At 67.6% G+C, this 23,536-nt stretch carries 17 protein-coding genes; 14 read left to right on the plus strand and 3 right to left on the minus strand.

The window, feature by feature from the left end:
* The first annotated feature begins 12 nt into the window (after positions 1–12).
* The 5 genes from ACO07I_RS14855 to ACO07I_RS14875 all read left to right on the plus strand — a co-directional run bounded on the left by ACO07I_RS14855 (position 13) and on the right by ACO07I_RS14875 (position 5,741).
* A complete protein-coding gene (locus ACO07I_RS14855) occupies positions 13–567 on the plus strand; it encodes a DinB family protein (protein WP_422008892.1) in 555 nt (184 codons plus the stop codon).
* A complete protein-coding gene (locus ACO07I_RS14860; protein WP_422008894.1) occupies positions 567–1,688 on the plus strand; it encodes an alpha/beta fold hydrolase in 1,122 nt (373 codons plus the stop codon). The genes ACO07I_RS14855 and ACO07I_RS14860 overlap by 1 nt, the downstream gene beginning before the upstream one ends.
* Before the next feature lie 6 nt (positions 1,689–1,694).
* Positions 1,695–2,366 (plus strand): nitroreductase, encoded by a 672-nt coding sequence (locus tag ACO07I_RS14865; RefSeq protein ID WP_422008896.1) that lies wholly within the window; start codon positions 1,695–1,697, stop codon positions 2,364–2,366.
* 85 nt (positions 2,367–2,451) lie between these two features.
* Positions 2,452–4,389 carry an acetate--CoA ligase gene (gene acs, locus ACO07I_RS14870; RefSeq protein WP_422008898.1) on the plus strand — a complete coding sequence of 646 codons (1,938 nt, stop codon included), beginning with the start codon at positions 2,452–2,454 and terminating at the stop codon, positions 4,387–4,389.
* 8 nt (positions 4,390–4,397) lie between these two features.
* Positions 4,398–5,741, plus strand: coding sequence for an amidase (locus tag ACO07I_RS14875; protein WP_422008900.1), 1,344 nt, complete (start codon positions 4,398–4,400; stop codon positions 5,739–5,741).
* 128 nt (positions 5,742–5,869) lie between these two features.
* Here ACO07I_RS14875 and ACO07I_RS14880 read toward each other — a convergent pair whose 3' ends face one another.
* Complete coding sequence (locus tag ACO07I_RS14880) at positions 5,870–6,505, minus strand: flavin reductase family protein (protein WP_422008901.1); 636 nt, start codon at positions 6,503–6,505, stop codon at positions 5,870–5,872.
* 94 nt (positions 6,506–6,599) lie between these two features.
* Between ACO07I_RS14880 and ACO07I_RS14885 the strand changes: the two genes are divergently transcribed.
* The 7 genes from ACO07I_RS14885 to ACO07I_RS14915 all read left to right on the plus strand — a co-directional run bounded on the left by ACO07I_RS14885 (position 6,600) and on the right by ACO07I_RS14915 (position 12,392).
* Positions 6,600–7,178 (plus strand): SCO family protein, encoded by a 579-nt coding sequence (locus ACO07I_RS14885; protein WP_422008903.1) that lies wholly within the window; start codon positions 6,600–6,602, stop codon positions 7,176–7,178.
* 76 nt (positions 7,179–7,254) lie between these two features.
* Positions 7,255–8,475, plus strand: coding sequence for a polyhydroxyalkanoate depolymerase (locus tag ACO07I_RS14890; RefSeq protein ID WP_422008905.1), 1,221 nt, complete (start codon positions 7,255–7,257; stop codon positions 8,473–8,475).
* Between the two features lie 56 nt (positions 8,476–8,531).
* A complete protein-coding gene (locus ACO07I_RS14895) occupies positions 8,532–9,332 on the plus strand; it encodes a mechanosensitive ion channel family protein (RefSeq protein ID WP_422008907.1) in 801 nt (266 codons plus the stop codon).
* Positions 9,333–9,347: 15 nt separating this feature from the next.
* On the plus strand, positions 9,348–10,205 hold the full coding sequence (locus ACO07I_RS14900) for a metallophosphoesterase (RefSeq protein ID WP_422008909.1): 858 nt from the start codon (positions 9,348–9,350) through the stop codon (positions 10,203–10,205).
* Positions 10,206–10,280: 75 nt separating this feature from the next.
* The gene (locus ACO07I_RS14905) at positions 10,281–10,667 is read left to right on the plus strand and encodes a YciI family protein (RefSeq protein WP_422008911.1); all 387 of its coding nucleotides are present in this window, start codon (positions 10,281–10,283) and stop codon (positions 10,665–10,667) included.
* On the plus strand, positions 10,664–11,905 hold the full coding sequence (locus ACO07I_RS14910; RefSeq protein WP_422008913.1) for an RNA polymerase sigma factor: 1,242 nt from the start codon (positions 10,664–10,666) through the stop codon (positions 11,903–11,905). The genes ACO07I_RS14905 and ACO07I_RS14910 overlap by 4 nt, the downstream gene beginning before the upstream one ends.
* Positions 11,906–11,981: 76 nt before the next feature.
* Complete coding sequence (locus tag ACO07I_RS14915) at positions 11,982–12,392, plus strand: VOC family protein (RefSeq protein WP_422008915.1); 411 nt, start codon at positions 11,982–11,984, stop codon at positions 12,390–12,392.
* Between the two features lie 21 nt (positions 12,393–12,413).
* Here ACO07I_RS14915 and recQ read toward each other — a convergent pair whose 3' ends face one another.
* The gene (recQ, locus tag ACO07I_RS14920) at positions 12,414–14,231 is read right to left on the minus strand and encodes a DNA helicase RecQ (RefSeq protein WP_422008917.1); all 1,818 of its coding nucleotides are present in this window, start codon (positions 14,229–14,231) and stop codon (positions 12,414–12,416) included.
* Between the two features lie 159 nt (positions 14,232–14,390).
* Here recQ and ACO07I_RS14925 point away from each other — a divergent pair, with 159 nt between their 5' ends.
* Positions 14,391–14,630 carry a DUF3309 family protein gene (locus tag ACO07I_RS14925; RefSeq protein ID WP_422008919.1) on the plus strand — a complete coding sequence of 80 codons (240 nt, stop codon included), beginning with the start codon at positions 14,391–14,393 and terminating at the stop codon, positions 14,628–14,630.
* A gap of 100 nt (positions 14,631–14,730) precedes the next feature.
* A complete protein-coding gene (locus ACO07I_RS14930) occupies positions 14,731–14,865 on the plus strand; it encodes a hypothetical protein (protein ID WP_298307624.1) in 135 nt (44 codons plus the stop codon).
* Between the two features lie 3 nt (positions 14,866–14,868).
* Here ACO07I_RS14930 and ACO07I_RS14935 read toward each other — a convergent pair whose 3' ends face one another.
* On the minus strand, positions 14,869–23,409 hold the full coding sequence (locus tag ACO07I_RS14935; protein ID WP_422008921.1) for a GH36-type glycosyl hydrolase domain-containing protein: 8,541 nt from the start codon (positions 23,407–23,409) through the stop codon (positions 14,869–14,871).
* Between the last annotated feature and the right edge of the window lie 127 nt (positions 23,410–23,536).

Here is a 23,536-nt window from a genome sequence, read left to right on the forward strand (position 1 = left end):
GACACGGGACCCATGGCGACGGGGCTGCCAGGCCATGCCGTCGCCATGGCCCGCAACAACATCTGGGCGAACCACCGGCTGCTCACCGCCTGCAAGGCGCTGACGACCGAGGAGTTCGCCGCCCCGCGCACCGGCTTCTTCCCGTCGCTGCGCGCCACGCTCAATCACATTCTCTGGGTCGACCTCTATTACATCGACGCGCTGCACCGCGATCCGACGGTGCTGCAGCGCTATCACGACCCGATCCCCGACTTTCCCGACGCCGTGTCGCTCTATGACGCCCAGATCGCCAGCGACCGCCGGCTGCTCGCCTTCTGCGAGCGCCAGACCGAGGCGAGCCTGGCCGAGGGCCTGTCACTGCCGCGCCCCAACCGCACGCCGCCGCCCTCCAGCGTGATCTCGATTCTGGAACACCTGTTCCAGCACCAGACGCATCACCGCGGCCAGGCGCACGCCATGCTGTCGGGCACCGGGGTGAAGCCGCCCCAGCTCGACGAGTATTTCCTCGCGGGCGAGCAGCATCTGCGGCGCGACGAGCTGCTGGCGCTGGGGCTCGAGCCGAGCTGATGCGTCCACGCTCTTCCTTTGCCGGCGCGGCCATCGAGGTGAGCGACCTCGCGCGCTCCGTCGCCTTCCATCGCCTGTGGCTGCCGATGCTCGGCTTCCATCGCGTCTGGGCCAGCCCCGACCGGGTGATGTGGTCGCGCGGCTACGACCATTTCGTGATGCGCCAGGCCAAGGACGGCATCTCCTACGGACCGGGCGCGCTCTGGCTCGCGGTGTCGGCCGAGAGCCGCGGCCAGGTCGACCAGGTGTTCGCCGAGCTGCGCGACGCCGGCGCGGAGATCATCCAGCCGCCACAGGAACTCGATTACCTCGCGCCCGGCTATTACTCGGTCGGCTTTCGCGATCCCGACGGCGTGCCGATCGAGGTCATGCATCGCTGGGACGACCTGCCCGAGGTTCGCGACGCCGAGCAGGTGCGCGTGCCCGGGCACGGCGTCAGCCTCGGCGGCTACTTCTTCAAGCCGGTGGCCGGCCAGCCGCCCTATCCGGCGCTGATCCTGCTGCACGGCTTTGCCGGCCATGCCCACAACATGGTGGGGCTGGCGCGCGCCGCCGCCGCCAACGGCTACGCCGCGCTGGCCCTGTCGCTGCGCGGCTGGCTGGGCTCGGAGGGCGAGAACGACCAGGGCCTGCGCCAGCCGCTCGACATACTGGCGGCGATCGACTGGCTGGCCAAACGGCCGCTGGTCGACCGCGACCGGATTGCCCTGGTCGGCGCCTCGATGGGCGGACAGGTGGCGCTGCTCGCCGCCGCCCACAAGCCGCCGGTGCGCGCCGTCGCCGCCTTCTTCGCGCCGACCGATCTCGCGCGATGGCGCGAGGCCAATCCCTACATGCGCGACTATCTCGACGATCTGTGCGGGCCCGAGGGCCTGCCGGTGCGCTCGCCGATCCTGCGGGTGGCGCAGATCGACGCGCCGGTCCTGCTGCTGCATGGCGACCGCGACGAGAACGTGCCGGTCGAGCAGTCGCTGGCCATGGCCGAGGCGCTGGTTGCGCACGGCAAGGAGGCCGAGGCCGTCGTGATCCCCGGCGCCACCCACTATTTCACCGAACAGCAGAACGCCGCCGCGCGGCGCACGCTGTTCGACTTCCTGCGTCGTCACCTCACCCGGAGCTAGCCGTCCATGCGCGTGTCAGAAGCCGTCCACTCCCGCCGCTCCATGCGCGTCTTCAAGCCCGATCCCGTGGCCAAGGCCGACATCGAATGGATCATCGAGACCGCCAACCGCTCGGCGTCGAACGGCAACCTGCAGCCCTGGAAGCTCTATGTGACCATGGGCGCGGCGCGGAAGCGGCTCTCCGCGGCGATCCTGTCGGCAATGGATGCCGGCGATAACGGCCCGGGCGCGGAGTACAACGTCTATCCGCAGGAAATGACGCCGGTCTACGACGCGCGCCGCAAGCTCGTCGGCAAGCAGCTCTATACCCTGCTCGGTGTGCCGCGCGGCGATGCAGCCGGCATGATGAAGCAGTTCCGCAAGAACTACGAGTTCTTCGACGCGCCGGTCGGCATGATCCTCTGCGTCGAGAAGCGCATGGGCAACGGCCAGTGGATCGACTGCGGCATCTTCCTCGACCAGCTCATGCTGCTGGCCCGCGAGAAGGGCCTGCACACCTGCCCGCAGGCCGCCTTCAGCCGCTACCAGCATGTCGTGCGGCGCGAGCTCAAAATCCCCGACGACCAGACCGTGATCTGCGGACTGGCGCTGGGCTATGCCGATCCCGACGTGGTGCCCAACAGCCTGATCACCGATCGCGCGCCGATCCAGGACTTCACGACCTGGTTCAGCGAGTGACGCCCAAAGTCGAATTGCCGAGCCCCGCGGCAGCGGGCTAGAACGCAGGTAATTCAAGGCACAAAGCCGAAGCTGGAGGAAAGCCATGGCCGATGAAGTGATCGCCGTCAGCGCGGACTGGGCCAAGCGCGCCTATGTCGACAAGCCCAAGTACGAGGCGATGTACGAGGCCTCGACCAAGGATCCCGCCAGGTTCTGGGAAGAGCACGGCAAGAGGATCGACTGGATCAAGCCCTACAGCCCGGCCGCCGTGCGCGACGTGGACTACAACGGCGACGTCCGAATCCGTTGGTTCCACGATGGCGTGCTGAACGTCTCCGCCAACTGCATCGACCGCCACCTCGCCAAGCGCGCCGACCAGACCGCGATCATTTGGGAAGGCGACGATCCGGCGAAGTCCGAGAAGATCACCTATCGCAAGCTGCACGACGAAGTCTGCCGCATGGCGAACGCGCTGAAGGAGCTCGGCGTCAAGAAGGGCGACCGCGTCACGATCTACTTGCCGATGATCCCCGAAGCGGCCTACGCGATGCTGGCCTGCACGCGCATCGGCGCCATCCATTCCGTCGTGTTCGGCGGCTTCTCGCCCGACAGTCTCGCCAACCGCCTGGTCGACTGCGATAGCAACGTCGTCGTCACCGCCGACGAAGGGCTGCGCGCCGGCAAGCACGTGCCGCTCAAGGCAAATTGCGACGAGGCGCTGAAGAAGGCGCCCGGCGTGAAGAAGGTGCTGGTGGTTAAGCATACTGGCGGCAAGGTCGCCTGGGACGCCGGCCGCGACGTCTGGTGGCACGAGATCGCCGCCAAGGTGCCGGCCGAGTGCGCGCCCGAGCCGATGGGCGCCGAGGATCCGCTGTTCATCCTCTACACGTCGGGATCGACCGGCAAGCCGAAGGGCGTGCTGCACACGACCGGTGGCTACATCGTCTATGCGTCGATGACCCACCAATACGTGTTCGATTATCACGACGGCGACGTCTACTGGTGCACCGCCGACGTGGGCTGGGTGACCGGCCATAGCTATATCCTCTATGGACCGCTGGCCAACGGCGCCACCACCCTGATGTTCGAGGGCGTGCCCAACTACCCGGACACCAGCCGCTTCTGGCAGGTGATCGACAAGCACCAGGTGAACATTTTCTACACCGCCCCCACCGCCATCCGCGCGCTGATGCGCGAGGGCGAGGCCCCGGTGAAGAAGACGTCACGCGCGAGCCTGCGCCTGCTGGGCTCGGTCGGCGAGCCGATCAATCCCGAGGCCTGGCTGTGGTACCACCGCGTCGTCGGCGACGGCCGCTGCCCGATCGTCGACACCTGGTGGCAGACCGAGACCGGCGGCATCCTGATCACGCCGCTGCCCGGCGCCACGGCGCTGAAGCCCGGCTCGGCGACCTTGCCCTTCTTCGGCGTGCAGCCCGTGATGGTCGATGCCGACGGCAACGAGCTGCAAGGCCCCTGCACCGGCAATCTCTGCCTGATCAATTCCTGGCCGGGCCAGATGCGCTCGGTCTATGGCGATCACCAGCGCTTCATCGAGACCTACTTCAAGACCTATCCGGGCAAGTACTTCACCGGCGACGGCGCGCGCCGCGACGAGGACGGCTATTACTGGATCACCGGCCGGGTCGACGACGTGATCAACGTCTCGGGCCATCGCATCGGCACCGCCGAGGTCGAGAGCGCGCTGGTCGCCAACACCAAGGTGGCCGAGGCCGCCGTGGTCGGCTTCCCGCACGACATCAAGGGCCAGGGCATCTACGCCTACGTCACCCTGAAGGCCGGCGAGCAGCCCTCCGACGAGCTGCGCAAGGAACTGGTCGCCTGGGTGCGCAAGGAGATCGGCCCGATCGCCACGCCCGACGTGATCCAGTGGGCGCCGGGCCTGCCCAAGACCCGCTCGGGCAAGATCATGCGCCGCATCCTGCGCAAGATCGCCGAGAACGATTTCAGCAACCTGGGCGACACGTCCACGCTCGCCGACCCGATGGTCGTCGACGATCTCGTGAAGCACCGCGGCAAGTAAGGACCCCAATGGCCAACCCGACGATCATCCAACTCGCCGCGGACCTGGCCGCCGGCCGCACCACCTCGCGCAAGCTCACCGAAGAGGCGCTGGCGCGAATCGAGGATCCCAAGGGCGAAGGCAAGCGCGCCTTCGTGAAGGTCTGGAAGGACCAGGCACTGGCCGCGGCCGACGCGAGCGACGGCCTGCGCAAGGCGGGCCTCGTGCCTTCAGCCCTGGCCGGCATCCCGGTCTCGATCAAGAACCTCTGCGACGTCGCGGGCGAGACGACTCTTTCGGGCTCGAAGGCGCTCGACGACGCCAAGCCCGCCACGGCGGATGCACCGGTGGTGGCGCGCCTGCGCGCCGCCGGCGCGGTGATCGTCGGCAGCACCAACATGAGCGAGTTCGCCTTCTCGGGCGTCGGCTTCAACCCGCACTACGGCACGCCGGGCAATCCGGCCGACCGCACCCGCGTGCCGGGCGGATCCTCCGCCGGCGCCGCCGTCTCGGTGGCCGACCGCATGGCCGTCGCGGCGCTGGGCACCGACACCGGCGGCTCGGTGCGCATTCCGGCTGCGGTCTGCGGCCTCGTGGGCTTCAAGCCGACGGCGCGCCGCGTGCCGATCGACGGCGTCGTCCCGCTCTCGACCTCGCTCGATTCGATCGGACCGCTCGCCAATTCGGTCGAGGATTGCGCCCTCGTCGACGCCGTCTTCGCCTCGGAACCAATCTCGGTGCCCGACGCGGCGCCGCTCGCCGGCCTTCGCTTCGCCATCCCCAAGCACTTCGTGATGGACGAGCTCGACCCGACGGTCGCGAAGGCGTTCGAGCGCGCCTGCTCGGCGCTGGCAGCCAAGGGCGTGAAGATCGAGCAGATCGAGCTCGCCGAGTTGAACGAACTTCCCGCCATCAACGCCAAGGGCGGCTTCGCCGCGTCCGAGGCCTATGCCTGGCACAAGGACCTGATCGCGCGGCGCGGCCCGGATTACGACCAGCTGGTCTATCCGCGCATCATGCGCGGCAAGGACATGACCGCTGCCGACTATATCGAACTGCTGGCGAAGCGCGCCGACCTCTGCCGTCGCGTCTCGGCGATCACCTCGAACTACGACGCGGTGATCATGCCGACCTGCGCCATCGTGGCGCCGACGATCGAGGAAGTGTCGACACCCGAGGGCTTCACGAAGAAGAACCTGCTGCTGCTGCGCAACACCACGGTCGGCAACTTCCTCGACCGCTGCGGCATCAGCCTGCCCTGCCATGCCGCCGGCGAACTGCCCGTCGGCTTCATGCTGATGGGCGAGGCGATGGCCGACAAGCGCGTGCTGGCGATGGCGCGGTCAGTGGCACCGGTCGTCGCGAGTAGTTGAGCGACTATTCTTGTCATCGCGGGCGGGGTAACCCCCGCCCTGAAGCGAAGCGAAGGATTTCGTGCCCGCTCAGGCGTCTGCTGGTCGTTCCGTCAGGTCCTTCGCTGCGCTCAGGACGACAGTTTGACTCACTGAAACCGCGGGTCGTCCGGACGGCGCATCTTCCAGACGTTCTCGACCGTCGTGTATTCGCTGTAGCCCAGCCGCGCGACCGGCTTCATCGCCATGATGTCGACCCTGCCGTCCTTCAAAATGGCGTCGTCGATGTGGATGCCGACCACCTGGCCCAGCACGATCGAGCCGCGCTTGGCCTCGTGACCCGGCTCTTCCGGCAGCTCGATCGTCTTCCAGTACTTGCACTCGAGCGCCACCGGCGATTCCTTGACCCGCGGCGGCTTCACGAAGCGGCAGGGCTCGGGCGTCAGGCCGGCGAGCTTCATCTCGTCGATGCCGTAGGCCACCATCGCGGTGGTGATGTTCATCTTCTCGCTCATCTCCGCGGTCACCATGTTGACCACGAACTCGCCCGTCTCCTCGGCGTTCATGCGGCTGTGCTTGGTCGGCGTGTCGCCATAGGTGCCGGTGATCGCAAAGTAGACCATGGGCGGGAATTCGCCGACGCCGTTGTAGAAGCTGTAGGGCGCGAGATTGACCCGGCCCTGGCCATCGATCGTGGAGATCCAGCCGATGGGCCGCGGCACGATCAGCGCCTTCAGCGGATCCTGCGGCAGTCCGTGGTCGCGCTTGGCGGCATCGTAGAACATCGTACTTTCCTCTCGGTCGAAACACACAGGCATAGCGGTTGTGCGACGAGCGGTCCGGCTTGTCGAGCCGGCCGCGACGGCCCATGTTCGCGCCATGTCACGCACCATGAAGGCGCTGCTCGGCGTCTGGATCGCGGCGCTCGTCGTCGCGGCCGGCTGGATCGGCTGGGATGCCACGCAGGGCGGGAAACCGTCGATCGGCGGACCGTTCAAGCTCATCGACCAGGACGGCCGGCCGTTCTCGAGCGATCAGCTCAAGGGCAAGCCGACGCTGATCTATTTCGGCTTCACCTATTGTCCCGACGTCTGCCCGACTTCGTTGCTGCTGATGGAAACGGCGGTCGAGAGACTGGGACCGGACGCGGCAAAGAAGGTGAATCTCGTGTTCATCACGGTCGATCCCGAGCGCGATACGCCGGAGCTGCTCAAGGGCTATGTCCCGAACTTCGGACCGGGGATCATCGGCCTCACCGGCACGCCGCAGCAGATCGCCGATGTCGCCAAGGCCTACCGCGTCTACTACCAGAAGGTGCCCGGCAAGGAGGGGTCGCCTTACCTCATGGACCACTCCTCGATCGTCTACCTGCTCGACCGCAACGGCCGCTTCGTCACCCACTTCACCCATGACGCCAAGGCCGAAACAATCGCCAACGCCGTGGGGCGCCTGCTCTAAGTGATTGTTTTTACACAATTGTTGCGTCGCAATATGAACGTGACATAGGCGGCGCGGGGCGTACAATCCGCGCCCCATGCTTTATCAAGCCTACGAATTCCAGCGCCAGCTTTCCGTCCCCTTGCGGATGTGGGCCAGCGCCCTCGAGCAGGTCTATTCCAGCCCCTACAATCCGTGGGCGGAGACCTGGGTCGGCAAGTCGATCGCCGCCGGCGCGGAGATCATGACGCGCCTCACCCAGAACTACGGCAAGCCGGCGTTCGGGTTGAAGACGACGGTCGTCGGCGACGAGACCGTGGCGGTCAACGAAGAGATCCTGCTGCGCAAGCCGTTCTGCCAGCTCCTGCACTTCCATCGCGATACCACCCGGCGCGATCCCAAGGTCCTGGTCGTGGCGCCGATGAGCGGCCACTACGCCACCCTGCTGCGCGGAACGGTCGAGGCGCTGCTGCCCGACCATGACGTGCACATCACCGACTGGATCGACGCGCGCGAAGTGCCGCTCAGCCAGGGCAACTTCGATCTCGACGACTATATCGACTACGTCGCCGACTTCTGCCGCTACCTCGGACCGGACGTGCATGTCATCGCCGTCTGCCAGCCCTCGGTGCCGGTGCTGGGCGCCGCCGCGCTGATGGCGGAGGCCAAGGAGCCGCGCCAGCCCAAGTCGCTCACCCTGATGGGTGGCCCGATCGACACCCGCGTCAGCCCGACGGTCCCCAACGACCTCGCCATGCGCAACTCGATGATGTGGTTCCGCCAGAACGTCATCTCGACGGTGCCGCTGAACTATCCGGGCGCGCTGCGCCGCGTCTATCCCGGCTTCCTGCAGCTCACCTCGTTCATCAGCATGAACCTCGACCGGCATGTGAATGCGCACATGCGGCAGTTCGAGCATCTGGTGAAGGGAGACGATGACCCGGCCAGCGCCCACCGCGCCTTCTACGACGAATACCTTGCCGTGATGGACCTCAGCGCCGAGTTCTATCTCCAGACCATCGAGGTCGTGTTCAAGGAGCACCTGCTGCCGCGCGGCGAGTGGGTGAGCCGCGGCCGCAAGATCGATCCGTCCTTCATCGAGACCGCCCTGATGACGGTCGAGGGCGAGCTGGACGATATTTCAGGCGTCGGCCAGACCAAGGCGGCGCATGCGCTGACGCCCAACATTCCCGGCGCGCGTCACGTGCACTGGGAGCAGCCGCGGGTCGGCCATTACGGCATCTTCAACGGCCGCAAATGGCGCGAGCAGATCATGCCGCGGGTTCGCACCTTCATCCGCGAGAACGACGCTCGCTAACGTCGCGCTCGCGCCGGCGGAGGAACCGCCAGCGCGTCTCGGACGTTGCCCGCCTCATGGGTATCGAGGAACAGTGGAACAACGCCGCCAACATCATGGTGGCCATGGTGACGACCTATGGGCTGCGGGTCGTGGGCGCGATCATCATCCTTTGCATCGGATGGATGACCTCGAGGCTGCTGTACCGGGCCGTGGTTCGCCTCTGCGAGCGCACGCCGCGCATCGACCGTACCGTCGCACTCTTTCTCGCTAACGGCGCCCGCTACACCGTCCTCGTCTTCACGTTCGTCGCGGTCCTGACCACGTTCGGTATCGCCACGACGAGCTTCGTCGCGGTTCTCGGCGCGCTCGGCATCGCGATCGGTCTCGCCCTGCAGGGCACCCTGAGCAACCTCGCGGCGGGCATCATGCTGGTGGTGTTTCGCCCCTTCCATATCGGCGACCGGGTCGAGACCGGCGGGGTCACCGGCATCGCCCGCGAGATCAATCTGTTCTTCACGGAGATCGACGGCGACGACAACACCCGCATCATCATCCCCAATGGCAAGCTGTGGGGAGATATCCTGAAAGTGCCGACCCGCAATGAAACGGCACGCCTCGAGTTCCGTATTCCCCGCCCGGCAAACGAAGACATAGACACCTCGATCTCGCGCCTTCGCGGCACCATCGAGCGGGATGCCCGGGTTCTGAAGGTTTCGGCGATCGGCATCGATACGCTGGAGGCCGACAAGTACACACTGGCTGCGCAGGTGTGGACGCAGCGGGAATCGGCAGTCCAGCTCAAGTACGATCTCAATCGCGGCATCAAGCAGGAGTTCGACCGCGAGCCGGCGGCTGTGGAGCGCCAAACCGGATAGGGCTAGCATGGTCCGATGACCGACCTGCCCGTCACCGTCTCAGAGTGGAAGACCGCCCCCTTCGATCTCAAGGGCGAGACGGTCTTCGCCATCGGTGACGTCCATGGCTGTGCCGCGGAACTGGCTGCGCTCCTGAAATCCATTGCCGGACTGGCCGGCGAAGCCAAAGGCCGGCGCCGGCTGATCTACCTCGGCGACATGATCAACCGCGGCCCCGACAGCGCCGGTGTGCTCGACCTGTGGGCCCGCTCCGAGGAAGCGCACGGGGTCGACCATGTCGACCGGCTGATGGGCAACCACGAGATCATGATGATGCTCGCGGTGGTTGGCGGGCCGCACGCGCACAAGGCCGAGACCATGTGGCTCAGCAAGCGCATGGGCGGACACATTCTCCTCGACGAAATGATGGCCCGTGCCGGCCGGGAGGCCGCCCATGCCGACCAGGCCCTGTTGCACGAGGCCCTCGGCGAGACGGTGGTGCACCGTCTGCAGGGGATGCGTTCGCATGTCCGGCTCGGCAACACGGTGTTCGTCCACGGCGGCCTCGATCCCCATGCCGACCAGGACGAATTTCTCGCGCGGCCCTGGCTGATCTTCACCGAGGCGCGCTGGGCCTGGATCAACCACGGCTTCCTCGACTGGAAGCAGGGCTTCGGCGGCACGCTGGTCGTCCATGGTCACACGCCGCCCGACAAGCACGCGGCGATCAGCGGCATGGAAGACCCGCACCTGTTCGAGGGAGACCGCCTGGGGCTCGACGGCGGCAGCGCCCGCACCGGAATCGTCACCGGCGCCCAGATCGAGGATGGCCGCTATCGCATCCTGAAGGCCGGCGTCCCCTTCGAGACACCCGTCTCTTCCAACGCCGAGTGAGCTGAAACAATTCGGGCCGGCCTGTCGGCAAGAAGCCCGTTCCTGCGTCCTCTGTCCAACAGGAGCCGAAGATCCATGCTCTACGCCATCCTTTGCTACAATTCCGAGGAAGCCGTCGGCTCGTGGTCCAAGGACTACCACGACGAGACCATGGCCAGGCTTTACGCCGTGAACGACAAGCTCGCCCGGCAGGGACGGCTGGGACCGGTCGCTCGCCTGCTCCCGACGACCGCGGCCACGACGCTGCGCAAGGGACGCGAGGAGATGGTGATCGACGGGCCATTCGCGGAGACCAAGGAGCAGCTGCTCGGCTTCTACGTCATCGACTGCACCTCGCTTGAAGAGGCTCTCGACACGGCGAAGGAACTCGCCAAGGCCAATCCGGGCACCGGCAGCTACGAGATCCGGCCGGTGGCCGAGTTCCATCCCAGCCAGCTTCCTGAAAACAAGCCCGCCCCATGAACGATCTCGGCTGGATCGACCCGATTCTGGGTGCGGCCCGTCCCCGGGTGATGGGGGCGCTGCTGCGCTACTTTCGGACTCTCGATACCGCCGAGGAAGCCTTCCAGGAAGCCTGTCTGCGCGCCCTCAAGAGCTGGCCGCAGAACGGCCCGCCCCGCGATGCCGCCGCCTGGCTGATCCTGGTCGGCCGCAATGCCGCGATGGACCAGGTCCGCCGGCAGGCGAAGCAAACGGAACTGCCGGACGAGGCGGTGCTGTCGGACCTCGACGACGCCGAGACCTCGCTCGCCGACCGGCTCGACGGCGAGCACTACAAGGACGACATCCTGCGGCTGCTGTTCATCTGCTGTCATCCCGAACTGCCCGCCACGCAGCAGATCGCGCTCGCGCTGCGCATCGTCTGCGGCCTCTCGGTGAAGCAGATCGCCCAGGCCTTCCTGGTGAGCGAAGCCGCGATGGAGCAGCGCATAACCCGCGCCAAGGCTCGCATCGGCAATGCCGGCACGGCCTTCGAGACACCGGGCGCACCGGAGCGGGCGGAACGACTCGCCGCCGTCGCCGCCATGATCTACCTGCTCTTCAACGAGGGGTACTCGTCGAGCAGCAGCCGCGAGGCCGAGGCGCGCAAGCCGCTGGCCGAGGAGGCAATCTGGCTGGGTCGCCTGCTGCTGCGCCTCTTCCCCGCCGAACCCGAGATCATGGGCCTCACCGCGCTGATGCTGCTGCAGCGCGCGCGGGCCGAGGCTCGCTTCGACGGAGAGGGCAATGTCGTCCTGCTCGAGGACCAGGATCGCAGCCTGTGGAGCGGGCCGCGCATCGCCGAGGGCCTGGCCCTGATCGACAAGGCGATGCGCCACCGCCGGCCCGGCCCGTATCAGATCCAGGCCGCCATTGCCGCCCTTCATGCCCGTGCGTCCCGCGCGGAGGACACGGACTGGGCCCAGATCGACCTGCTCTATGCCAACCTCGAAAGGCTGCAGCCGTCGCCCGTGGTGACGCTCAATCGAGCGGTCGCGGTCTCGAAGGTCCGCGGACCGGAAGCCGCGCTCGCGATGATCGAACCGCTGGGCACGCGGCTGCAGGGCTATTTCTACTTTCACGGTGTCAAAGGGGCGCTGCTGCAGCAGCTCGAACGTCCGGAGGAAGCCCGTGAGGCCTTCGGCCGCGCGATTGCCCTCGCCAGCACCCCCGCCGAGGCCGCGCATATCCGCCAGCACCTCGACCGGCTGTCCTGCTGAAGAAATTCCGCGCGCAGTGTCGGATCGGAGTCTGGCCGTTCGTCCTCGGCATATGACATCAGCCAAGGAGACCGTCATGACCCCGCCCGTCCAGCCGCCCGTCCTCGGTGGCCCCTGCCCCTATCTTTCCGTCAGCAATGCCGCCCAGGCGGCCGCGTTCTACGTCGAGGCGCTCGGCGCCCAGGAAGTCATGCGCATGCCGCCCGACGACAAGGGTCGCTACATGCACATCCATCTGGTGATCAACGGCGGTTCGCTGATGCTGGCCGACGCCTTTCCCGAGCACGGCGCGCCGCTGGAAAAGCCCGCGGCCTTCATCCTGCATCTCCAGGTCGAGGATGTGGATGCCGCTTTCGAGAAGGCCGTGAAGGCCGGCGGCACGGTCGTGCTGCCGGTCCAGGACATGTTCTGGGGCGACCGCTACGGCCAGTTCCGCGATCCGTTCGGCGTCCTGTGGTCGATGGGCGCGCCGATCAAGAAGGGCTGACCGGCGACCGCGATCCGTCGGTCAGGACGCCCGCGGCTCTATGACGGCCAGGAAGTCGGCGCCGTAACGTTCGAGCTTGGCGTCGCCGATGCCATGGATCTCGCGCATGGCGGCCAGGGTCGAGGGCCGGTGGGTGGCGAGTTCGGCCAGGGTACGGTCGGAGAAGACGACATAGGCGGGCACGTTCTGTGCCCGCGCCAACCTGGTGCGCAGGGAGCGGAGCGAGTCGAGCAGCTCGCTGTCGGCATCGCTGACGATCGCCGGTGCGGTGGTCCGCCCGCGGCGATCGCCCTTTGAGGTCGCCGACGCGGCGATCTTGCGCAGCTCGACCGTCTGCCTGCCCTTCAGGACGGCCCAGCCCTCGTCGGTGACCCTCCAGCGCCCGTGCTCCATCAGGTCCTGCGCGATGAGTCCGACGGCCGAAAGCTGGCGGAAGATCGAGCGCCAGTCCGCAGCCTTGCGGTTCTTTCCGACGCCGAAGGTCGGCAACCCGTCGTGCTTGAACTTGACGACGTTGTCGGTGAGTTCGCCGGTCAGGATGGCCACGAGATGCTCCATGCCGAAGCGTTCGCCGGTGCGGACGATGGCCGACATCGCCTTCTGCGCATCGACGGTCGCGTCGAACAGTTCGACACCCTCGAGGCAGAGATCGCAGTTGCCGCAGGGCTCCGACGCCTCGCCGAAATAGGCGAGGAGAGTCTGGCGCCGGCAGCGGGGTGCTTCGGCCAGCGCCAGAAGCGCGCCCAGCCGCTGGCGCTCGATGCGCTTGCGTTCATCCGATGAATCGCTCTGCTCGATCTGCAATCGGCGAAGCTGCATGTCGCCCAGCCCGTAGAGGGTCAGGGTATCGGCGGGCAGACCGTCTCGGCCGGCACGCCCGATCTCCTGATAGTAGGCCTCGACGTTGGACGGCAGGTCGGCGTGGCAGACGAAGCGCACGTCGGGCTTGTCGATGCCCATGCCGAAGGCGACGGTGGCCGTCATCACCAGCCCGTCTTCCTGCTGGAAGGCATCCTGGTTGGCGTCGCGCACGGTCTTCTCCAGGCCGGCGTGATACGGCCGCGCGTTGATGCCGGCCGCCTTGAGCGTCTCCGCCATCTCCTCGACCTTACGGCGGGACGAGCAGTAGACGATGCCGCTCTCGCCCGGATGGGCCTGCACGAAGGACAGGACCTGACGCGTCGAACGTTCCTTGGGCCTGAAAGCGAGCTTGAGATTGGGACGGTCGAAGCTGCGTACGAAGACGCGCGGCTCGGCGGCGAACAGTTTCTCGACAATGTCGCCCCGGGTCGGCGCGTCGGCGGTGGCGGTGAAGGCGAGCGTCTGCAGCCGGCCGCCGATCTGGCGCCCCAGATTGCCGAGTGTCAGGTATTCGGGCCGGAAGTCGTGGCCCCATTGCGAGACGCAATGGGCCTCGTCGATGGCCATCATCGTGACATGCGCCTCGGCCAGCATCTCGATCGTATCGGGCCGCGCCAAGCGCTCCGGCGCCACATAGAGAAGACGCAGCTCGTCCCGGCGCAGCAGCCCCAGCACGCGGGAATTCTCGGCCGGATCGTTGCTGGAATTGAGGCTGCCGGCGGCGACGCCCGCGGCGGTGAGCGCCCGGACCTGGTCGCGCATCAGCGCGATCAAGGGCGACACCACCAGGGTGAGGCCGGGCCGGGCGATCGCGGGAAGCTGGTAGCAGAGCGACTTGCCGCTGCCGGTGGGCATTACCGCCAGCACGTCCTCGCCGGCCAGCGCGGCGCGCACGATTTCCTCCTGGCCGGGACGGAAGGCGCCAAACCCGAATACGGAATGCAGCAGCGCTCGGGCGTTCGAGAGGGGATCGTTCATTGTTGCCGGCAACCTACCCCTGCAGGCCCTCCTGCGACCATGTGGAATGCCGTCGCTGAGGGATGGCGCAGCCGCCGCCTGCGTACCGAAAAAGACACCGTTCAGGAGGGAACCCGCACTTCCCGTGCTCGTTCTTCCGCGAAACATAGGGGAATACAAATGCTGGGACTGAGCCTCGCCGTGCTCCTGGCGGCCGTGGGCATCGCGGCGTTTCCGTGCTGGCGGCACAGTGCGGGCTGGGGTTACGGCCCGAGCACGGTCGCCGGAGGACTGCTCTTCCTGGTGGCGGCATTCACCATCGGCGATCGCGCCGTGCCGCATTCGCAGTCGGCGATGCCCGACCGAGCCCCGTCTTTTCGCGTGCACTCGGTCGTCGCGCAGATGCAGTCCCTGAATTAGGGGTCATCAATCGTACTTCGCCCGGCAATGCGCGTAGAGTGAGTCCAATGGCCCGACGATGCGGAGATTTTCTTCGCTTCGACGCCAGGAAACCAATCCCATGTCCATGAAGCATCGCCGCGGCAACCGCGAGACGAAGAAGCCCAAGCAGGACAAAGCAAAGGTCGTCGCGCCGACCTTTGCATCCTCCATCGCTTCCGCCGTGAAGCCGGCGGCTCCGGCCAAGCGCAAGTAGCGCTCAGCCCAGAGTCACCACGATGGTCCGCCGGGCGACCTCGTCGCCCAGGCGGATCACCGCCTTGCCGTCCGCCACCGGCTGCGTCGCGCCGTCCAACTCGACGGCGACGACACCGCGGCCGACACCATCGGGATTGCGCACCACGATCTCGTAGACCGACCCGCGCAGCGTGAGGGTCATCTCGAATCCCGGCCATGCGGCCGGCAGGCAGGGCGCCAGCTCGAAGCGGTCGCCCTTCACCTTCAGGCCTAGGATGGACTCGATCCCGGCGCGATAGAGCCAGCCGGCCGAGCCGGTGTACCAGGTCCATCCCCCGCGGCCGACATGCGGTGGCACCGAATAGACGTCGGCTGCCGCGACATAAGGTTCGACCTTGTAGCGCAACACGCCGGCGCGGGTCGCGGCATGATTGATCGGGTTGATCAGCGCGAACAGCTCGTGGGCCTTGTCGCCCTGGCCCAGAGCCGCGAATCCCATGATCGACCACGCGGCTGCATGCGTGTACTGCCCGCCATTCTCGCGAATGCCGGGCGGATAGCCCTTGATATAGCCGGGATCGAGCGGGGTCCTATCGAACGGCGGCGTGAACAGCAGCGCCAGTCGGTCGCCGCGATGCACCAGCATCTCGTCGAGCGATTCCATGGCCTGCGCGGCGCGCGCGGGATCGGCCGCGCCGGAGATCGCAGCCCATGACTGGGCGATGGAGTCGATGCGGCACTCCTCGCTCGTGGCCGAGCCGAGGGGCGTGCCGTCGTCGTAATAGCCGCGGCGGTACCAGGCGCCGTCCCAGGCCTCGCGGTCGAGCGCCGCCTTCAGCGCTTCGGCATGCGCGATCCAGCGGGCCGCCCGTCGCGCTTCGCCACGACGTTCGGCAATCGGCGCGAACGCGACCAGGGCCGCATACAGGAACCAGCCCAGCCAGACGCTCTCGCCTCGCCCCGCCTCGCCCACCCGGTTCATGCCGTCGTTCCAGTCGCCGGTGCCGATCAGCGGCAGGCCGTGCGCGCCGGTAGCGAGACTGAGATCGAGGCCACGGGCGCAATGTTCGAACAGCGAGGCCGTCTCGTCGGCTTGTTCGGGCTGGAAGTAGAGATCGTGCTCGCCCTCGCGCAGCGCCGGTCCTTCGAGGAAGGCAACGGGCTCGTCGAGGATCGCGACATCGCCGGTGGTCTCGACATAGTGCGCGGCAACGGTGGCCAGCCACGCACGATCGTCCGAGATGCGTGTGCGGACGCCCTGGCCCGCGATCGGGAACCACCAATGCTGGACATCGCCCTCGACGAACTGGCGGGACGCCGCGCGCAGGATGTGGGCGCGCGCCAGTGCAGGGGCCGGGACGGAGAGCGACATCGCATCCTGGAGTTGGTCGCGAAAGCCATAGGCGCCGCTTGCCTGATAGAAGGCCGACCGCGCCCAGTAACGGCAAGCCAGCGACTGATAGAGCAGCCAGCCGTTCAACAGGATGTCGGTCGCCCGATCGGGCGTCTTCACCTGTACGGTCCCCAGCACACCGTCCCAGAACCCCACCGCCTCGCGATGCACGGCCGCCAGATCGGCAACCCGGTATCGCGCGATCAGCGCCCGCGCCTCGGCCTCGTCGGCCGCCTGCCCCAGAAAGCAGACGACTTCGTGCACGCCGCCCGGCCGCAGATCGATAGCGGTCTGCAAGGCCGCGCAGGGATCGAGGCCGGCGCCGAGACGTTGCGACAGCGGCAGATCGGCGCTGAGCGCGGCAGGCCTGTTCATGCTGCCGTTGCGGCCGATGAATTCGCCGCGATCGCCCGTCCACGCGGTCTGGCGTCCCGAAAGATCGGCAAACGCGACACGGCCGCCATGATGGAGGTTCCATCTGTTGCGCGCGAAGATCGCCCCGGTCTCACCGTCCCGCTCCGTGACGACTGTCGGGCCGGCGGCACCGCGGGCGAGACCCAGCACCCATTCGATGTAGGCCGTGACCGAGAGCCGGCGCGGCCGATCCGAGATGTTGCGGATGGTGAGCCGCGATACCTTGAGCGAATCGCCCACGGGGACGTATTGCAGCAGATCGAGCGCGATGCCGTTGGCCACCAGCTCGAACCGGCTGTAGCCGCGGCCGTGCCGAACGATGTAGGTCGCCTGCTCGAGCCGGACCGGCCGCGCCGTCGGCGTCCAGACCTCTCCACTGTCGAGATCGCGGACATAGAACGCCTCGCCCGGCCGGTCGACGACCGGATCGTTAGACCAGGGGGTGAGCTGGTTGTCGCGGCTGTTCTGCGACCAGGTGTAGCCGCCGCCGTCGGCCGCCACCTGGAAGCCGAAGGAGGCATTCGAGATCACGTTGATCCACGGCGCCGGTGTCGACTGAGCCGGGCCCAGCACGGTGACGTACTCGCGACCGTCGGGCGAAAAGCCGCCCAGGCCGTTGAAGAACTGCAGGGCCGCCAGCGCCACCGGCTGCGGCGGCACTGGCTTCGCTGCGGGATTCGCGACAACGACGCGGCGGAGCGGGGGCGCCACGCCCCGCGGCGACTTGAGGCGATCGAGATGATCCGACAGGCTGCCGCGCCCGCCACGCAGCACCACGCGGGCCAGGGCAAGCAGGAGGGCGCGGGTCTCGGTCGAGATCAGGTCGGTGCGCAGGACGAAGACGGCGCCCGGCACGTTCTCGACCCCGAGATGGGTCCGGGACCGGCTGGCGCGAACGAGAGTCTCCAGCATGGACTGGAGATCCTGCACATAGGAGGTGCTGCGCTCGTTCAGGATCACGAGATCGACCGACAGGCCCTTCAGTTGCCAGTACTCGCGTGCGCGCAACAGCTCGCGCACGATGCCCGTGTCCTCGATCTCCTCGACCCGGACCAGAACGATCGGCAGATCTCCGGAGATGCCCTGCGACCACAGGGTCGACGGGGCGGCCAGGCCGCGCCGGATCGCGTCGGGCGACGACCGCAGCGCCGGATTGGCGTAGAGCACATGCCCCGCCAGACGCTGGAAATAGCTCGCCTCGACCGCACCGATGTCGAGATGGCGAAGCTGAACCTGGGCCTGCGTCCAGGCGAGCGTCGTGGCGCGCGTGAAGGCATTGACGTCGAGATGACGGTCGATCGCGTCGAGCAAGGCTTCGCGCGACGAGGCGACCACCGTCCAGTAGGCGATCCGCGCCATGCCACCTGCGGGCACCTGCAGACGCCGACGGAGCGCAAACACCGGATCGAGCACCGATCCGACCGTGCCGGAGAGTCGCCGCCCGTCGGTCGCCGCAACGGCATCGCCGATCTCGTTGCCGCGACCGATGAAGCGAGCGCGATCCGTCTCGACCTCGATCTCGCCGACAGCCACACCTTCCACGACCGTGAGGTGAGCCGCCCATAGTCCGGGCTCGTCCGGCCCGCGGCGCCGTCGCGTGGCCAGCAGGGCGCCGGTGGCCGGCAGATATTCGGTATGAACGAACATCTTGGAGAAGGCCTGGTGGGCCGCATCGGCGCCGCGCGGCGCCAGCACGATCTCCGAATAGGACGTCAGCTCGACGGTGCGCGGCAGACTGCCGGCATTGGTCAGCGTGACGCGCCTGACCTCCGCGTCGTCTTCCGGAGAGACGACGACATCGAGGCTGGTGACCAGCGTGCCATCGTGGCGCACGAACTCGGCACGATCCTCCGCGAACATCACTTCGTAGCGATCGGGGGGCTGGCCGCACGGCTGGGCGGTGGTCGACCAGACCGCGCCCGTCTCGACATCGCGCAGAAAGATGTAGCTCCCCCAGTCGTCGCGCGTCGTGTCCTCGCGCCACCGGGTCACGGCCTGGGTGCCCCATTGACTGTAGCCGGAGCCCGCCGCCGTCAGCATGACCGAGTATCGTCCGTTCGACAGCAGATGCACCGAGGGGCTGGCGGCGTGGGGATTGCGGAGGCGCCGCACCAGCGCCGGCTCGGCATCTCTTGCCAGCGCGCTGGCGCCGACTTCTTCGGCCCGCGGATGCGCGACCGCGACATCGCGCGGCGCACGCTCCTGCAGCAGCAGCTCCGTTGCCTGCACGCCCGGCTCGGCGTGAAAGCGGGACCGCATCACGCCGTCGAGCAAGGCATTGGCGATGGCCACCACCGTCATGCCCTGGTGGTGGGCCATATAGGCCCGCACGACCGCATGCCCCTCGCCGTCCGGCAAACGCGAGGGCGTGAAATCGAGCGCCTCGTAGAAGCCGTAGCGGCCGCGCGCGCCGAAGGCGGCCAGCCGTTCGAAATTCGCCGCCGCCGCCGCGGGATCGACCATCGCGGCCAAGCCTGTGGCGTAGGGTGCAATGACGAGGTTCTCGCTCAGGCCGCGCTTGAAGCCGAGGCCGGGCACGCCGAAATTCGAGTACTGGTAGGTGAACTCCTTGTCGCGCGCATTGTAGGCCGACTCCGAGATTCCCCACGGCAAACCGAGTTCGGTCGCGTACTGAACCTGCTGGCGGACGATCAGACGGTTGGTCCTTTCGAGCAGGCTGCCGAACGGTGCACGCATCACCAGCGACGGCATCAGGTACTCGAACATCGAACCCGACCACGAGACCAGCGCCGCGCTGTGGGCGACGGGCGTTACCTCACGGCCGAGCCGGAACCAGTGCCGCGCCGGGATGTCGCCCGCCGCAATCGCGACGAAGCTCGCCAGCCGCGCCTCCGAGGCAAGAAGGTCGTAGCAATTGACGTCGAGCCGGTCTTCGGCGACCAGGAAGCCGATCGACAACAGACGGCGGCGCTCGTCGAACAGGAAGTCGAATTCCATGGCGCCCGCCATGGCGCGCGCCGACGTCTCGATCGTGAGCAGGCGGCGGACCAGATCGCCGGTCGCCCCGTCGGCGGAGGCGTCGCGATGATGGCTGGCAATCGTGCGGTGAGCCGCCTCGATCCAGAACAGCATGTCGACGCTCTCCGGATCGGCGCGCTCGCTCGCAAGCGTGCGCGCGAGGTCGGAGGCGGTGTCCGCCAGCGGCAGGGCCGCTTCGAGTCGGACGGGCGCCTCGGAAAGGGCCGCGGCCAGCCCGTCGAACGCCCGAACGAGCTCGGGGCGTGTGACGAGATGAGTGCGACGGTCGTCGGACAGCGCCGTCAGGGCCTCGCGGGCGAGGGCAAGGCTATCGGATGCACCACGCGCGCCATCCGGCCTCGCGGCACCTCGTGTGCGCCACGCGCCACAGGCGTTGGCGAGTGCGATCAGGTGTCCGGCGAGGTTGCCGCTGTCGACGGTCGAGACGTAGCGCGGCTCGAGCGCGCGCAGGTCACTCGTGTCGTACCAGTTGAAGAAATGTCCGCGAAACCGCTGCAGCCTCTCCATCACCGCGAGGGTCGCCTCGAGACGCTCCACCGCCTCGGCGGTGCCGATCCAGCCGAACTCGCGGGCAGAGGCCGTCGAGAGAAGCAGCAGACCGAGATTGGTCGGTGACGTGCGATGCGCCACGACAGGCGTCGGTGCCTCCTGGAAATTGTCCGGCGGCAGCATGTTGTCTGCCTGGGTGACGAACGTCTCGAAGAAGCGCCAGGTCTGGCGGGCGATCAGGCGCAGCGACGTCGCCTCGGCCGGCTTGATCCGCAAGCTGCCCGCGTTGCGCGGGGGACGGCTCACCCAGTCGGCGACCGCGGGCGCCAGCAGCCAGGCCAGCACGAACGGGGCGGCCACGGGCAGCGCCGCGGCGCCCGCCAGCCAGACCACGCACGCGGCGACGACCGCGACCACGACGCTTCCGGCCATCTTGCCGTAGAGGCCGGGCCAGCCGGCCCGCACGCTCTGCTTGGATTGGGCGGCGGTGATCCATTCGAGCAGACGGCGATGGCTGATCACGAGCCGGAACAATGTCCGGCCGATCGCGTCGGCCATCAGCCAGGCATGGTGCCCCAGGAAGACGACCAGCAAGGCGGTCTGCAAAGCCGCCGAAACGACGTCGTTCCACAGCGCATCGAGATGACTGCGGGTCGTGATCTTGGCATGCCGCGGGAACAGGGCCGCAATCGCCGGCAGGAGCGTGGGCAGTGCGATGACCAGCAGCACGAAGCCCGTCCAGACCAGCGCGGCCGCGAGGGGCAGAGTCCAACCCGCCAGCAGGGAGAGGACCGCTGCCGGCGCCGACAGGGTACGACGCAGATTGTCGAACATCTTCCAGAAGCCGATCGCGGGCAGGAACTCCGTCCGCGCGCCGGGGCCCGTCGACTTCACCGTTCCCAACATCCACGGCAGGAGCTGCCAATCGCCCCTCGCCCAGCGATGCTGCCGTGCCGCGGCCACGTCGTAACGCGCGGGAAACTCCTCGACGACTTCGATATCGGAGGCGAGGCCCGAGCGCGCGAAGGTTCCTTCGAAGAGATCGTGGCTCAGCATCATGCTGTCGGGAACGCGCCCTCGCAGCGACGCCTCGAACGCGTCGATGTCGTAGATGCCCTTGCCCGAATAGGAACCCTCTCCGAACAGGTCCTGATAAACGTCAGACACGGCCGAGGCGTAGGGATCGATGCCGCTGTTGTTGGAGAAGACTCGTTGAAACCGCGAGCCCTCGGCGCCGACCGGCAGCGAGGGCGTGACGCGCGGCTGGAGCACGCCATAGCCTTCGACCACACGGCGCCGGGCCACGTCCAACCGCGGCCGGTTCAGCGGATGGGCCATCTTGCCCACCAGGCGGACGATCGCGTCGCGCGGCAGGCGCGTATCGGAATCGAGTGTCACGACGTAGCGCACATCCGTGGGCAGCGCCCGGCTGGCGCCCGGCGCGGCGACGAAGGTTGTCCCGGTCGAGCCGCGCAGCAGATGGTTGAGCTCATGCAGCTTGCCGCGCTTGCGCTCCCAGCCGATCCAGGCGCCCTGCGCCTCGTTCCATCCACGCCGGCGATGCAGCAGGAAGAACCGATCGACGCCCGCTTCCGCCGGATAGCGGCGGTTGAGGCGCGCGATCCCCTCGACCGCGGTCGCGAGCAGGGCCGCGTCCTCCGGCATCGATTCGGCGGTCGCATCCGTCCAGTCCGACAGCAGGGCGAAATGGATGGCACCGGCGGGATTGGAGAGATGGTGCACTTCGAGGGTCTCGATCTGCTCCTCGATCGCCGCCTGGGTCGTCAGCAGGGTGGGAATTGCCACCACCGTTCGCAGCTCTTCCGGCACGCCATTGCGCAGCTCGAGGCTGGGCAGCAGCGTGGCGCCGAAGCCTCCGGTGATCAGCCGGTTGACCAGCAGGAGCGCCGCATCCACCGCGGGCAACAGACCTGCGGCGGCCATCGCGAAAAGCAGCGGGCCCTGCAGCCCAAGCAGCGACAGACCCAGCAGGGGAAGCAGAAGCACGAAACCGGCCGTGACGGCGACGCCGGCGGCGTAACCCGCGAGACCGTTCCGCAGGAACCGCCGCCGGACGCTCAAACCCTTGGGGCGGAAGCCGACCGACCGTTCGAAGGCCCGGCGGCCGCTGCCGATCAAATGATAGCCCGGCTCGCGCCGGCGTCCGTCTCCATCGTGATCGACCGAGCCATCCGCCGCCACGGCCAGCGCGCGCCGGGCGATCTCGGGTTCATCGAAGGTCGTGCCGCGCGCGATCTGCTCGATGGCGGTGCGATAGAGGTTGCGCGTCGCGAAATCCATGTCGACGAAGACGCCGCCGGTGCGCAGCAGATCATCGACAGGACTCACCTCCTCGAAGAGCGTCGCCCAATCGACGTCGGAGACCAGGCGCATGCTGGTGATGATGTTGCGGACCGTGACGTTGGTCGCGCCCTGCAACTGGTGCTCGCGCCGCACCAGCTCGTCGGCACTCGTACCCTCGCGGGCCAGGCGCTTCTCGAGCCAGCCCACCGCCGGGGTCGTTTCGGGATCGTGATCGCGCAGGCGATGGACGAGCTGGACGGCGAAGCCTTCGGAAAAGCCTTCGCGTTCGTAAGGCTGGAGAGCCGCGGGGTCGGCCTGATGATCCTTCACGCCCAGCAGGCGATCGGCAACCAGGTCGGCCTGCTCGCGCTCGGTGCGCCGGTTGACGATGCGGCTGGCCGAACGCCGCAGGTTCTCGATCAGGACGATGCGGAGCGTGATGGCGACGGCCCACAATTCGCCGATGGTGAGCGGCTGGACCGTCTGGTAGGCGCGCACGAAGCGGGCGAGTGTCCCGGGATCGAAGCGGCTGTCGGTGTGGGCCACGAAGGCCCAGGCCAGGCCGAACACCCTCGGATACCCCGCCAGGGGCCCCTCGCTGAGTTTGGGAAGCTGCCGATAGTAGCCGGCGGGCAGGTCGGTGCGGACCTCGCGGACCTGCTGCTCCACGAGATGGAAGTTATCGAGGAGCCATTCGGCGGCGGGCGTGACCGTCCGGCCGGCATCGACGGCGGCGGCGATCGAGCGATAGGCCTCCAACAGCACGCGCTCGTTGTCGCGCAGGCGGACGACCAGCGACTTGCCTGCGGTCAGCGCGGCATGGACGGGCTGGCTGGCCGCCAGGCTTTGGGCGTGCTGCTCCAGCCGCTCGATCCCGAACAGTTCGCTGCGGATGGCGTCTTCGTCTTCCCGAACAGCAGCGGGTCGCGCGCGCCCGAAGGCGCGCCACGCGAACAATTTCAAGGATGTCGGCCTTTCCGGCAAAGGCGCGCATACAACGCAAAAAGGCGTTCTGCACGCTCATGAAGCGCCCCTCGCTCGGCGGAGGTCGCTACGAGGTTTCAGTCTACAGCAGTTGACGGGCAGCGAC

This window comes from Reyranella sp., assembly GCF_965227665.1.
In the GTDB taxonomy this organism is placed as follows: domain Bacteria; phylum Pseudomonadota; class Alphaproteobacteria; order Reyranellales; family Reyranellaceae; genus Reyranella.